Origin of the sequence: Streptomyces lydicamycinicus, assembly GCF_000829715.2 — a bacterium.
GTDB lineage: Bacteria > Actinomycetota > Actinomycetes > Streptomycetales > Streptomycetaceae > Streptomyces > Streptomyces lydicamycinicus.
Genome location: NZ_BBNO01000004.1, coordinates 869,376 through 882,052 on the forward strand (window position 1 = coordinate 869,376; position 12,677 = coordinate 882,052).

Genomic DNA, 12,677 nt, shown 5'->3' on the forward strand with positions numbered 1-12,677 from the left:
TCAACGCTGCGGTGGGCACTCGGCTGTGTACCAGTCCTGTAACAAGCCCTGCCGCACCCCTGGCGCGCCCCCGCCGCGGCCCTGCCACAGCCCCGCTCCGGTGCTCCGGACGGCCCAGCCGCGCGTGACGTACCTCAATTCCTCCGGCCAGAGTGGTTTGATTCGCGCTCCACTGCGCAGGCGCACCTGTCGTATCCCACCGCGCACCCCGCGCTGACCGACCGAGAGGACCGCCTCGTGCCGACCGGCAGCACCGAAGCCGCCCCCGCTCCCGACCAGGACCGGGAGGCGCTCAAGCGCCACCGGGTGCTCTTCCGTGCCGTCGCCCGGCGCAAGAACCCCAGACTGCGGCGCACCGACATCACCGTCACCGACGAGCGGGTCGTCAAGCGCGCCGTGAAGGCCGCCGCGCTCGGCAACGCCATGGAGTGGTTCGACTTCGGGATCTACAGCTATCTCGCGGTCACCATCGGCCAGGTCTTCTTCCCCGGCGGCAGCGCCACCACCAGCCTGCTGTCGTCCTTCGCGACCTTCGCCGTGGCCTTCCTCGTACGCCCCCTCGGCGGCGCCTACTTCGGCCCCCTCGGCGACCGCATCGGCCGCAAGAAGGTCCTCGCCCTCACCATGATCATGATGGCGCTGGGCACCCTCTGCATCGGTCTGATTCCGTCCTACGCCACCATCGGCTTCTGGTCGCCCGTCCTGCTCATCCTCTTCCGCCTGGTGCAGGGCTTCTCCACCGGCGGTGAATACGGCGGCGCGTCCACGTTCATCGCCGAGTACGCCCCCGACAAGAAGCGCGGATTCTTCGGCAGCTTCCTGGAGATGGGCACCCTCATCGGCTACACCGGCGCCGCCGGCATCGTGCTGCTGCTCAACACCACCCTCGGCGACGAGGCCATGCTCAACTGGGGCTGGCGCCTGCCGTTCCTGATCGCCGGCCCGCTCGGCCTGGTCGGTCTCTACCTCCGGGTCAAGCTCGACGAGACCCCCGCCTTCCAGAAGTTCGAGGCCGCCCAGACCCACGGCGGCGGCAACTCCGCCGTCGAGACCGAGGCGGAGTTCTCGCACCTCTCCGAGAACGCCCCCAAGAAGAAGATCGGCGAGATCTTCACCCAGCAGTGGCCCACCCTCATCCTCTGCATCGCCCTGGTCGGCGCCTACAACATCACCGACTACATGCTGCTGTCGTACATGCCGACCTACCTGACGGACACCCTCCACTACGAGGAGTCCCACGGCCTGCTGATCCTCCTCGGCACCATGGCCGCCCTGATGTGCATCCTCAGCACCGTCGGCAAGCTCAGCGACCGCTACGGCCGCAAGCCGCTGCTGATGACCGGCATGGCCGGCTTCTTCGTCCTGGCCATCCCGTCCTTCCTCCTCGTCAAGCAGGGCAGCGTCCCCGCGGTCTGCGCCGGTATGGCCCTCCTCGGCCTCTCCCTGGTCTGCCTCCTGGGCACCATGTCCGCCGCCCTCCCCGCCCTCTTCCCCACCAACGTCCGCTACGGCTCCCTCTCCATCGGCTACAACCTGGCGGTCTCCCTCTTCGGCGGCACCACCCCCCTGGTCATCACCGCCCTCATGGACGTCTTCGACAAGAACGTGATGGTCCCCGCCTACTACACGATGGGCGCCGCCCTCGTCGGCGTCATCGCCGTCGCATGCATGAAGGAAACCGCCCAACAGCCCCTCGAAGGCTCCCCACCCTCCGTCGCCACCAAGGAGGAGGCCGTCGAACTCATCGAGGCCCAGACCACGGAACCGCGCTTCTGAGCTGCGGCACAGGACATCGAGGGGCCCGGGGACCATTCCCCGGGGCCCTTTCCGTCTCTCCGCCGCCTGCCGTAACCGGGCTTGCATTCGATCGTTGTTCTGTTCGAGGACGCATGGGGGGATCCGGTGCGCGGGACGGGGGAGTCATGCCGGTCAAGTACACGCCCGAGCGGCTTGCGAAGGCCGCACGCGCTTCTTCGTCGTTCGACGACGCCGTGCGATGGTTCGGCGGGACACCGTCGCCCGGCAGCAGACGCTACCTGCGCGCAAGAATGCGGGAAGCAGGCGTCGACACCGCGCACTTCGCTCCCCCTGGCGTACGGCACACCGAGTCCCGGCTTCGTGAGCTGGTGGCCTGCTCGCACAGCATCGCCGAGGTCGTACGCCGTCTCGGCATCAGCCCGGTCGGCGGAAATCAAGCACACATCGGCAGGCGCATCGCCGAACTGGGCATCGATATCTCGCACTTCACCGCAACGTCCCGCGCACCCGCCAGGAGCACCAAGCGCGACCCTCTGGTTCTCGGCTCGCCGGCCGACGGCCGGACCGGAGGCGAGCGCCTGCGCAAGGATCTGCTGCGCCGGGGAGCTCCGGAGCGGTGTGCGATGTGCGGCACGGGTACGGAATGGAACGGCAAGCCGCTGCGCCTGGAAGTCGACCACCTCAACGGTGACTGGTGGGACAACCGGCCGGCCAATCTGCGCTTGCTGTGCCCCAACTGCCATGCGGTAACCGACACGTACCGCGGCCGCAAGCTCCGGCGGAAGTGACGTTCCGACCATGGCCCGGCGCGCCACCTACACCCGCGATCTGCTGGCCCGTACAGCCGCAGCCTCCACCAGTCTGGTCGACATGATGCGCCGCCTCGACGCGCCGTTGGGCAGCGGTCCGCGCAGATACCTGCGCGAGCGGTTGCAGCACCACGGCATCGACACCGGGCACTTCGTCGACGAGCCGCTGCCACGCCGTCAGCACCGTTCGTACACCAAGGCGCTGCTCACCGAGGCCGCCTCGCAGTCCCACAGCATCCGGGAGATGCTGGAGTACATGGAGGTTCCGCCCTACGACAGCGCGTACACGCACCTCCGCAGGAAGCTGGACCAATTCGGCATCGACACCTCCCACTTCACCCGCCACCGGCATGGCTCTTCCCTGCCCCCACGCGGCGAACTGGAGCGGGCCGTGGCCGCCTCACAGAGCCTCGCCGGAGTCCTTGCGTGCCTCGCCCTGACCGACAACGGCACCTCACGAAGAGCGGTGAAGCGCGGTATCGAGGCATACGGCCTGTCGACCAAGCACTTCACAGGGCAGGGCCACCGGCGGGGGCTTCCTCCCCCCAACCGCAGGTCGGCCGACCACATCCTCCGGCAACGAGAACCAGGTTCCCGACGCGAGAGAACGACGCTCTTACGCCGTGCCCTCGATGAGAAGAAGGTGCCCCGGCGGTGCACGGAGTGCGGCCTCGGGGACACCTGGCAGGGCAAGCGGCTCGTCCTGGAGATCGACCACATCAACGGGGACCGGCTGGACAATCGTCTGGAGAACCTGCGCTATCTGTGCCCCTCGTGCCACAGCCAGACGAGAACTTTCTCCTGCCGGTCAGCGCACCCGGCCATCCCCGCGCAACTCCGCGCCCGGGCACAGTAAGGTAGGCGCGCGGGCCCGTACCCCAGCTGGCCAAGAGGGCGCCGGTTTAGGTCCGGTGTGTCGTGGGTTCGAGTCCCACCGGGCCCACCTGCGCGTACGGCCTCCCAGTCCTCGGACCGGGAGGCCGTTTCGCTGTCCGTCTCAGCCCAGCAACTCCCGCACCACCGGTGCCAAGGCCCGGAAGGCCTGGCCGCGGTGGCTGATGGCGTTTTTTTCGGCGGGGGTCAGTTCGGCGCAGGTACGGGTGTCGCCGAGGGGCTGGAGGATGGGGTCGTAGCCGAAGCCGCCGGTGCCGGTGGGGGCGTGGCGGAGGGTGCCTTCGAGGGTGCCCTCGACGACGCGTTCGGTGCCGTCGGGGAGGGCGAGGGCGGCGGCGCAGGCGAAGTGGGCGCCGCGGTGTTCGTCGGCGATGTCGCCGAGCTGGGCCAGGAGCAGGGCGAGGTTGGCCTGGTCGTCGCCGTGGGTCCCGGCCCAGCGGGCGGAGAAGATGCCGGGCGCGCCGCCGAGGACGTCGACGCAGAGGCCGGAGTCGTCGGCGACGGCGGGGTGGCCGGTGGCCCGGGCGAGGGCGTGGGCCTTGAGGAGGGCGTTCTCGGCGAAGGTGACGCCGGTTTCCTTGACGTCGGGGACGTCGGGGTAGGCATCGGCGCCGACGAGTTCGATGTCGAGGTCGGCCGCCTCCAGGATCGCGCGGAGCTCCCTGACCTTGCCGGCGTTACGGGTGGCGAGGATGAGGCGGCGGGGGCGTGCGGAGGGTCCGCCGGTGTGAGTCTGCATGGGACCCGATTATCCCGGCTATCCCGGAGTGCAGATCTTGGTCATCTGGCCGGTGCCGTCGACGATCGGCTGGATGTCGGGGGCCTTGTTGTTGTCGAGGTCCTTGCGGGCGGCCTTGATGCCGTCGTTCGTCTTGTCGATGGCCTTGGAGAGGTCGGGGTCGCTCGTCTCCTTGCTGAGCTTGCGCAGGTTCTTGTCGATGTCGTCGAGGGCCTGCTGGGTCTTCTGCGGGTCGCTGACGGCGGTGTCCGCGGCCTGCTGGAGCTTGTCGACGGCGTCGACGACGGAGGAGGCGGTGTTGGCGCAGTCCATGGCCTTCTGGACCGCTCCGCAGGCGGAGAGCAGCGGTATCGCGAGGGTGGCGGCCGCCAGCGCGGCGACTGCGGTGGTGGCGCGGCGGCGCTGCGGGAGCGTGCGGGGGGCCATGGCGCGGGTTTCCTTCCCTTGGCAATGTGCGGGCAAAGGAAGAAACGCGGGGCGGGGTTGTTTTGGTTGCGCGCAGGGGCGTCCTTCGTCAGCGGGGGTGCGGCGGGGCCGGCCCGTCGGCAAGCGGCCGCGCGGCCCCTCCGCCAGTGGCCGTGCGGCGCGGCCCCTCCCCCGGCGGCCGGGCGGGGCGCCCCTTCCCCGGCGGCCGTCCGTCAGAGGAGGCCGGTCTGGGTGAGCAGCATGGCGAGGGCGACGACCAGGGTCCAGCCGAGGACGTGCTCCAGGAGCCGGGAGTCGTCCTTGGGCCCGCCGGTGCGGGCGCGGGTGCGGGGCGCGGTGGCAGCGGTGGTGGACATGGCTCCACAGTGCGGGTGCCGTGGTGGCTTTTCCAGAGCGGGCGGCCCCGTGAGAAAAGGGTCACAGGGGGGCCAGGGGCCGGGAGAGGTCGGGGCCCTCCTCCGTGCGGCGTGGCCTCGCGGGGGGGGGAGAAAGCGGCCAGCCCTCGCTCCGGGCGGGGCACGCGGCGGCCCGCGCTCCGGGCGGGGCACACAGCGGCCCGCGCTCCGAGTCCCCGGAGCGCGGGCCGGTGTGCACCGCTGCGGGCGCCGCTCAGAGCGTGCGGGCCAGTGCCGCTCGCTGGGCGCCGTCGAGCTCGGCGCAGCCGGCGACGGCGAGGTCGAGGAGGGCGTTGAGTTCGTCGCGGGCGAAGGGCTCGGCCTCGGCGGTGCCCTGGACCTCGACGAAGCGGCCGTCGCCGGTGCAGACCACGTTCATGTCGGTCTCGGCGCGGACGTCCTCTTCGTAGCAGAGGTCGAGGAGGGGGGTGCCGTCGACGATGCCGACGCTGACGGCGGAGACGGTGCCGGTGAGGGGCTTGCGGCCGTGGCGGATGAGCTTCTTGCCCTGGGCCCAGGTGATGGCGTCGGCGAGGGCGACGTAGGCGCCGGTGATGGCGGCGGTGCGGGTGCCGCCGTCGGCCTGGAGGACGTCGCAGTCCAGGACGATGGTGTTCTCGCCGAGGGCCTTGTAGTCGATGACGGCGCGCAGGGAGCGGCCGATGAGGCGGCTGATCTCGTGGGTGCGGCCGCCGATCTTGCCGCGTACGGATTCCCGGTCGCCGCGGGTGTTGGTGGAGCGGGGCAGCATCGAGTATTCGGCGGTGACCCAGCCCTCGCCGGTGCCCTTGCGCCAGCGTGGGACGCCTTCGGTGACGGAGGCGGTGCAGAAGACTTTGGTGTCGCCGAAGGAGATGAGGACGGAGCCTTCGGCGTGCTTGCTCCAGCCGCGTTCGATGGTGACCGGGCGGAGCTGTTCGGGGGTGCGGCCGTCGATGCGAGACATGGCGTAGACCCTATCGGGAACGGCGAGGGCCCCACTCCGGGCGGTGGTGTCCGGGGCGGGGCCTTCGGGAGTGAGCGGGGGTCAGCTCACATCATGTCTTCGATCTCGGCGGCGATGGGGTCCGCGTCGGTGCCGATGACGACCTGGATCGCGGTGCCCATCTTGACGACGCCGTGGGCGCCGGCGGCCTTGAGGGCGGCCTCGTCGACGAGGGAGGAGTCCACGACCTCGGTGCGGAGGCGGGTGATGCAGCCCTCGACCTCTTCGATGTTGTCGAGTCCGCCGAGCCCGGCGACGATCTTCTCAGCCTTGCTGGCCATGTCCACTCCTGCTTGTCTCGGCCGCCGGCGGTGCCGCCGTGCGGTTTCACACCGTAACGCACGTTCAGCCCAACTATGTGGGCGTTTGTCCGCTGTCTGACGAAGGATGGCGATCACCGGAGTGCGCGCCGGGCAGCCGGAAGTCCGGCGGCGGCGCGCCCCCGAAAGTGGTCTACACCACCAGTATGCGGCAAGCACCGGGCCGGTTGTCGACGGGCCGGCCGCCGGGAGGACAGGGATGAGCGCGAACGCAGCGGCGGCGGCGCCGAGGAGGAACTGGGCGTCGAACTTCTTCCAGGGCCTGCAGAAGATGGGGCGCAGTCTCCAGCTGCCGATTGCCGTCCTGCCCGCCGCGGGGATTCTCAACCGTCTTGGCCAGCCTGATGTGTTCGGCGCGGACGGGCTGGGATGGGACGCGGTCGGCAAGGTCTTCGCGGCCGCCGGCGGTGCGCTGCTGGATTCGGCGCTCGGCCTGCCGCTGCTGTTCTGTATCGGTGTGGCGATCGGGATGGCCAAGAAGTCGGACGGGTCGACGGCACTGGCGGCGGTGGCCGGTTTCCTCGTCTACTTCTCGGTGCTGCACGCCTTCCCGCAGGGCTGCTCCGCGGGCCAGGTGTACACCCAGGCGGGCCTGTGGAGCGGGGTCTGCGTGGACCGGACCAACACGGTGACCCAGGCCGCCTTCCAGAACCCGGGGGTCTTCGGCGGCATCGTCATGGGCTTTCTGTCCGCCTGGCTCTGGCAGCGCTTCCACCGGGTGAAACTGGTCGACTGGCTGGGGTTCTTCAACGGCCGCCGGCTGGTCCCGATCATCATGGCCTTCGTCGGCCTGGTCTTCGCGGTGCTGTGCCTGTTCGTCTGGCAGCCGATCGGCGATGCACTGACGAGCTTCAGTGAGTGGCTGTCGGGCCTGGGGGCGTGGGGTTCCGGGATCTTCGGCGTCGCCAACCGTGCCCTGCTGGTGGTCGGGCTGCACCAGTTCCTGAACACCTTCGTCTGGTTCCAGTTCGGCAGTTTCACCAAGCCGGACGGCACGGTGGTCCACGGTGACATCAACCGGTTCCTGGCGGGCGATCCGGACGCGGGGCAGTTCACCACCGGGTTCTTCCCCATCATGATGTTCGCGCTGCCGGCGGCGGCGCTGGCGATCGCCCACTGCGCCAAGCCGCACCGCCGCAAGGAGATCGCGGGCATGATGCTGTCGGTCGGTCTCACGTCGTTCGTGACCGGCGTGACCGAGCCCATCGAGTACTCCTTCCTCTTCGTCGCGCCGCTGCTGTACGTACTGCACGCACTGCTGACGGGTGTGTCGATGGGCGTGAGCTGGGCACTGGGGGTCCACGACAGCTTCAGCTTCTCGGCGGGACTGATCGACTACGTCATCAACTGGGGCCTGGCGACCAAACCCTGGCTGATCATTCCCATCGGCCTGTGTTTCGCGGCGGTCTACTACGTCCTCTTCCGCTTCCTGATCACCGCGTTCAACCTGGCGACGCCCGGCCGCGAGCCGGATGAGGTGGGGGACGCGATGGAGCGGGAGAACGTGAAGTAGCACCGCCGGAACATCGCCGGAAGTGGCCCCACACGGTCCGCCGCCCGGCCTGGTGTGGCGTGCCGCCGGCCCCTGGGTCCTGTGACCCGGGGGCCGGTTGCCATGTGGTCCACACCACTTGGAAGAATGAATTCCTTTGGATTCCTTTATGTCGGGACTACGTGCTAAGAATGGTCTAAACCACTAGTGGTTTAGACCAAGGTGTAGACCAAGCGCGGGCCGTCCCCCCTTCGAGCGCCCGCCTCACCAGGAGGAATCCGATGAGTTCGGCCACCGCCACGAAGGCGGCCCCCGCGAAGAAGCGGGGCTCCGGCCTGTTCCAGGGCCTGCAGAAGATCGGCCGCAGCCTCCAGCTGCCGATCGCCGTCCTGCCCGCCGCGGGCATCCTCAACCGCCTCGGTCAGCCGGATGTGTTCGGCGAGAAGGGCCTGGGCTGGATCGACGTCAGCAAGGTCTTCGCTGCTGCGGGTGGCGCGGTCTTCGACAATCTGCCGATGCTGTTCTGCATAGGCGTCGCCATCGGCTTCGCGAAGAAGTCCGATGGCTCGACGGCGCTCGCCGCTCTGGTCGGCTTCCTGGTCTACGGCAATGTCCTCAAGGCGTTCCCGGTCACGGAAGGCCACATCGAGAAGGGCAAGTGGGTAGAGCCGGTCCTCAACAACCCGGGTGTCCTCGGCGGCATCATCATGGGCCTGCTCGCCGCGGTCCTGTGGCAGCGCTACCACCGCAAGAAGCTGGTGGACTGGCTGGGCTTCTTCAATGGCCGCCGACTGGTCCCGATCATCATGGCCTTCGTGGGCACCGCCGTCGGCGTGGTCTTCCTACTGGTCTGGGAGCCCATCGGCGACGCCATCTCCTCCTTCGGCGAGTGGATGACCGGCCTGGGTGCCGCCGGCGCCGGACTCTTCGGCCTGATCAACCGAGCGCTGCTGCCGATCGGCATGCACCAGTTCGTCAACACCGTCTCGTGGTTCCAGCTCGGGGACTTCACCGACGCCGCGGGCAAGGTCGCGCACGGCGACATCGGCCGCTTCTTCGCCGGTGACCCGTCCGCCGGCCAGTTCATGTCCGGCTTCTTCCCGATCATGATGTTCGGCCTGCCGGCGGCCGCCCTCGCCATCGCGCACACCGCTCGCCCCGAGCGCCGCAAGGCGGTCCTGGGCATGATGATCTCGCTCGCGCTGACCTCCTTCGTCTGCGGTATCACCGAGCCGATCGAGTTCTCGTTCATGTTCATCGCGCCGGTGCTGTACGCGATCCACGCGGTGCTGACCGCCCTGTCCATGGCCCTCACCTGGGCGCTCGGTGTGCACGACGGCTTCACCTTCTCCGCCGGCTTCATCGACTACGCGCTGAACTGGAACCTGGCCACCAAGCCCTGGATGATCATCCCGATCGGCCTGGTCTTCGCGGTGGTCTACTACGCGCTGTTCCGCTTCGCGATCACCAAGTTCAACCTCACCACCCCGGGCCGGGAGCCCGAGGAGGAGGTCGAGGACCTGACGAAGGCGTGAGCGCGCCGGTCCTGGCAGCATCAAGGCCCCCGGAATCCCTGCGATTCCGGGGGCCTTCGCCATGGCGGGACGCGCCCGCCGTGCCGCTCAGATCTCGTAGACCGCGCCCGCCTTGGCGCCCTCGACCGGGCCGTCGTAGACCTTCTGGGCGTCGCGGATGCTGATGTCCGGGTCGGTCCACGGGGGGATGTGGGTCAGCACCAGCCGGCCGACGCCGGCCCGTCGGGCGGTCTCGCCGGCCTCCCGGCCGTTGAGGTGCAGATCCGGGATGTCTTCCTTGCCGTAGGTGAAGGACGCCTCGCACAGGAAGAAGTCGGCGCCCTCGGCGAGCGACTCCAGTGCCGCGCAGGGGCCGGTGTCCCCGGAGTACGTCAGGGTGCGGCCGCCGTGCTCGATGCGGAAGCCGAAGGCCTCGACCGGGTGGCTGACGTGTTCCGTACGGATCGTGAAGGGGCCGATGGTGAGGGTGCCGGGGGTCAGGGTGCGGAAGTCGAAGACCTCGCTCATCGCGCCGTCGTGCGGCACATCGGCGTGTGCGGCGGTCAGCCGCTGCTCGGTGCCGGCCGGCCCGTAGACCGGCATCGGCGCACAACGCCCGCCGTCCGGGCGGTAGTAGCGGACGACGAAATAGCCGCACAAATCGATGCAGTGGTCTGCATGCAGATGCGACAGGAGCACGGCATCCAGGTCATAGAGGCCGGAGTGGCGCTGCAATTCGCCCAGGGCGCCGTTGCCCATGTCGAGGAGCAGCCTGAAGCCGTCGGCCTCCAGGAGGTAGCTCGAGCAGGCCGATTCCATGGAAGGGAACGAGCCCGAGCATCCGACGACAGTGAGCTTCATACGGGCGTGAACCTCCGTGGGCGGGGGCGGCGGTCAGGGGCCTCCCCCTGCTCGAACCCAGTGAGCGCTCGGGGAAGGTCCGTGCGGGTGTCCCGGCGGGTCCCTGCCGGGGTGGTGCCGGATCCTTGGCGGTCTGTGCGGTGCCCACGAGCGTAAGCCGCAAAAGGTCCTGTGGCGCCTCCAGCGGGGCGAGCTGTGGGCGGAATCACCAGTCTGGGCTGTCGCCCCGTACGCCCGTACGCCCGTACGCAGGGACCGGTGCGGCCGCGGAGGGATACCGGCCCGCCGCCGTCCGCGGAGTGCCCCCGGTCCTCACCCGGGGGCATCCCGGAATTCCGCCCCGCGCTACGCCCAGAGCTGGCCCTGGAGGGTGGCAATGGCGGCCTCGGTCGATTCGGCGGTGTAGACGCCGGTGGAGAGGTACTTCCAGCCGCCGTCGGCGACGACGAAGACGATGTCGGCGGGCTGCCCCGCCTTGACCGCCTTCTTGGCGACGCCGAGCGCGGCGTGCAGTGCCGCGCCGGTGGAGATGCCCGCGAAGATGCCTTCCTCGGCGAGGAGTTCGCGGGTGCGGCGGACCGCGTCCTCGGAGCCGACCGAGAAGCGGGTGGTGAGCACGGACTCGTCGTAGAGCTCGGGGATGAAGCCCTCGTCGAGGTTGCGCAGACCGTAGACGACATCGTCGTAGCGCGGTTCGGCGGCGACGATCTGGACGCCGGGGACCTGCTCGCGCAGATAGCGGCCGACGCCCATGAGCGTGCCGGTGGTGCCCAGACCGGCCACGAAATGGGTGACGGAGGGGAGGTCGGCGAGGATCTCCGGGCCGGTGGTGGCGTAGTGCGCACCGGCGTTGTCGGGGTTGCCGTACTGGTAGAGCATCACCCAGTCGGGGTGCTCGGCGGACAGCTCCTTGGCGACCTTGACGGCCGTGTTGGAGCCGCCGGCCGCGGGCGAGGAGATGATCTCGGCGCCCCACATGGCGAGCAGCTCGCGCCGCTCGGAGGAGGTGTTCTCCGGCATGACGCACACGATGCGGTAGCCCTTGAGCTTGGCCGCCATGGCGAGCGAGATGCCGGTGTTGCCGCTGGTCGGTTCGAGGATGGTGCAGCCGGGGGTGAGCCGGCCGTCCTTCTCGGCCTGTTCGATCATGTGCAGCGCGGGCCGGTCCTTGACCGAGCCCGTGGGGTTGCGGTCCTCCAGCTTCGCCCAGATACGGACGTCCTCGGAGGGTGAGAGGCGCGGGAGGCGGACGAGAGGGGTGTTCCCGACCGCCGCCAGCGGGGAGTCGTAACGCATCAGCGCATGCCGCCGGCCACGGCCGGGAGGATCGTCACGTTGTCGCCGTCGGCGAGCTTGGTGGAGATGCCCTCCAGGAAGCGGACGTCCTCGTCGTTGAGGTAGACGTTCACGAAGCGGCGCAGCTGCTCGCCGTCGACCAGGCGCTCGCGGATACCGGCGTGCCGGCTCTCCAGGTCGGTGAAGAGGTCGGCGAGGGTGTCTCCGCTGCCCTCGACGGCCTTCTGGCCGTCGGTGTACGTGCGCAGGATGGTCGGGATTCGGACCTCGATGGCCATGGGAGTGCTCCTGTGGGAGTGCGGTGGCGGATGCTGTGCGTCCCGGGTGCACGGCGGTCGGCAGGCCGGGAGGGCGTCGGGTGACGCGGGAAGTGCGGGTGGCGCGCAGGGCGCGCCCGTACGGGCCGGGTCAGGCGCCGGCGCAGCGCGGACAGATGGCGCTGGAAAGGCGGCACAGATCCACGTGCAGCCGTGCGGCTCCGCAGCCGAACGCGCCGAGCAGCGCGGATGCGGAGCGACGCGTGGCGAGCGGAGCGAGCAGCAGCATGCCCGGCCTCTTCTCGCTCACGTCGTGGTCAACCATGCGGTCATCGTATCGATTCCCGGTCCGGGTATTGGAACCTCGTCCCATGATGCGGACGATTGGTGTACGCCAGGTGGGACGCGCTCAGGAGTACTCCGCCACGACCTCGACCTCTTCCTCCGTGACCTCGCCGTTCACGATCCTGAAGGAGCGGAACTGGAAGGGGCCGGCGTCATCGGCGTCAGCGGTGGAAACCAGGACATAGTGGGCGCCGGGCTCGTTCGCGTACGAGATGTCGGTGCGCGAGGGGTAGGCCTCGGTGGCGGTGTGCGAGTGGTAGATGATCACCGGTTCCTCGTCCCGGTCGTCCATCTCGCGGTAGAGCTTGAGCAGGTCGGAGGAGTCGAACTCATAGAAGGTGGGCGAGCGGGCGGCGTTCAGCATCGGGATGAACCGCTCGGGCCGGCCGCTGCCCGCCGGGCCCGCGACCACGCCACAGGCCTCGTCGGGGTGGTCCTGGCGGGAGTGCTCGACGATCTGGTCGAAGAGGGCCTTGGTGAGGGTCAGCATGGCGCCAAGAATAGCCAGCGGGCCCGTACGTACCGAAGAGTGGTACATACGGGCCCGCATGCTGGACAGCCGGGCGGTTTCACCGGCGTCCGGGGT

At 69.4% G+C, this 12,677-nt stretch carries 15 protein-coding genes and 1 tRNA gene; 6 read left to right on the forward strand and 10 right to left on the reverse strand.

Translation table 11 applies throughout. From position 1 onward, the window contains the following. Window positions 1-237: 237 nt before the first annotated feature. From TU31_RS16975 to TU31_RS16990, 4 genes are all read left to right on the forward strand, one after another. A complete protein-coding gene (locus TU31_RS16975; RefSeq protein WP_042155145.1) occupies window positions 238-1,776 on the forward strand; it encodes an MFS transporter in 1,539 nt (512 codons plus the stop codon). Window positions 1,777-1,922: 146 nt separating this feature from the next. Beyond that, window positions 1,923-2,546 carry an HNH endonuclease signature motif containing protein gene (locus tag TU31_RS16980; RefSeq protein WP_042155147.1) on the forward strand — a complete coding sequence of 208 codons (624 nt, stop codon included), beginning with the start codon at window positions 1,923-1,925 and terminating at the stop codon, window positions 2,544-2,546. Window positions 2,547-2,556: 10 nt separating this feature from the next. Beyond that, entirely contained in the window at window positions 2,557-3,423 is an 867-nt protein-coding gene (locus tag TU31_RS16985) for an HNH endonuclease signature motif containing protein (protein ID WP_042155149.1), read from the forward strand. An 11-nt stretch (window positions 3,424-3,434) separates the two neighbouring features. Next, a tRNA-Leu gene (locus TU31_RS16990) sits at window positions 3,435-3,510 on the forward strand. Between the two features lie 54 nt (window positions 3,511-3,564). On the opposite strand, the gene rdgB is transcribed toward TU31_RS16990, so the two are convergent. The 5 genes from rdgB to TU31_RS17010 all read right to left on the reverse strand — a co-directional run bounded on the left by rdgB (window position 3,565) and on the right by TU31_RS17010 (window position 6,287). Next, window positions 3,565-4,200 (reverse strand): RdgB/HAM1 family non-canonical purine NTP pyrophosphatase, encoded by a 636-nt coding sequence (gene rdgB / locus TU31_RS16995; RefSeq protein ID WP_042155151.1) that lies wholly within the window; start codon window positions 4,198-4,200, stop codon window positions 3,565-3,567. A gap of 18 nt (window positions 4,201-4,218) precedes the next feature. After that, entirely contained in the window at window positions 4,219-4,626 is a 408-nt protein-coding gene (locus tag TU31_RS17000) for a hypothetical protein (RefSeq protein WP_042155153.1), read from the reverse strand. 212 nt (window positions 4,627-4,838) lie between these two features. Next, window positions 4,839-4,982, reverse strand: coding sequence for an SCO1431 family membrane protein (locus TU31_RS38050; protein WP_107070692.1), 144 nt, complete (start codon window positions 4,980-4,982; stop codon window positions 4,839-4,841). A gap of 253 nt (window positions 4,983-5,235) precedes the next feature. Further along, the gene (gene rph, locus TU31_RS17005; RefSeq protein WP_018091308.1) at window positions 5,236-5,967 is read right to left on the reverse strand and encodes a ribonuclease PH; all 732 of its coding nucleotides are present in this window, start codon (window positions 5,965-5,967) and stop codon (window positions 5,236-5,238) included. A gap of 86 nt (window positions 5,968-6,053) precedes the next feature. Then, window positions 6,054-6,287, reverse strand: a complete 234-nt coding sequence (locus tag TU31_RS17010) for a PTS sugar transporter subunit IIB (RefSeq protein ID WP_018091307.1) — start codon at window positions 6,285-6,287, stop codon at window positions 6,054-6,056. A 238-nt stretch (window positions 6,288-6,525) separates the two neighbouring features. On the opposite strand from TU31_RS17010, the gene TU31_RS17015 reads away from it, so the two are divergent. Both TU31_RS17015 and TU31_RS17020 read left to right on the forward strand, forming a co-directional pair. Then, window positions 6,526-7,839 carry a PTS transporter subunit EIIC gene (locus tag TU31_RS17015; protein ID WP_042155156.1) on the forward strand — a complete coding sequence of 438 codons (1,314 nt, stop codon included), beginning with the start codon at window positions 6,526-6,528 and terminating at the stop codon, window positions 7,837-7,839. A 260-nt stretch (window positions 7,840-8,099) separates the two neighbouring features. Continuing rightward, window positions 8,100-9,353: a PTS transporter subunit EIIC gene (locus TU31_RS17020; protein ID WP_042155157.1), complete on the forward strand. Its 1,254-nt coding sequence runs from the start codon at window positions 8,100-8,102 to the stop codon at window positions 9,351-9,353. Window positions 9,354-9,440: 87 nt separating this feature from the next. Here TU31_RS17020 and TU31_RS17025 read toward each other — a convergent pair whose 3' ends face one another. The 5 genes from TU31_RS17025 to TU31_RS17040 form a co-directional block, all read right to left on the reverse strand. Beyond that, on the reverse strand, window positions 9,441-10,193 hold the full coding sequence (locus TU31_RS17025) for an MBL fold metallo-hydrolase (protein ID WP_042155158.1): 753 nt from the start codon (window positions 10,191-10,193) through the stop codon (window positions 9,441-9,443). A 345-nt stretch (window positions 10,194-10,538) separates the two neighbouring features. Next, window positions 10,539-11,489 carry a PLP-dependent cysteine synthase family protein gene (locus tag TU31_RS17030; protein WP_042155160.1) on the reverse strand — a complete coding sequence of 317 codons (951 nt, stop codon included), beginning with the start codon at window positions 11,487-11,489 and terminating at the stop codon, window positions 10,539-10,541. After that, window positions 11,489-11,767 carry a MoaD/ThiS family protein gene (locus tag TU31_RS17035; protein ID WP_042155162.1) on the reverse strand — a complete coding sequence of 93 codons (279 nt, stop codon included), beginning with the start codon at window positions 11,765-11,767 and terminating at the stop codon, window positions 11,489-11,491. Before TU31_RS17035 ends, TU31_RS17030 begins: the two co-directional genes overlap by 1 nt. A 130-nt stretch (window positions 11,768-11,897) precedes the next feature. Beyond that, on the reverse strand, window positions 11,898-12,071 hold the full coding sequence (locus TU31_RS36935; protein WP_018091301.1) for a putative leader peptide: 174 nt from the start codon (window positions 12,069-12,071) through the stop codon (window positions 11,898-11,900). A gap of 84 nt (window positions 12,072-12,155) precedes the next feature. Then, complete coding sequence (locus TU31_RS17040) at window positions 12,156-12,581, reverse strand: M67 family metallopeptidase (RefSeq protein ID WP_042155163.1); 426 nt, start codon at window positions 12,579-12,581, stop codon at window positions 12,156-12,158. Window positions 12,582-12,677: the final 96 nt, after the last annotated feature.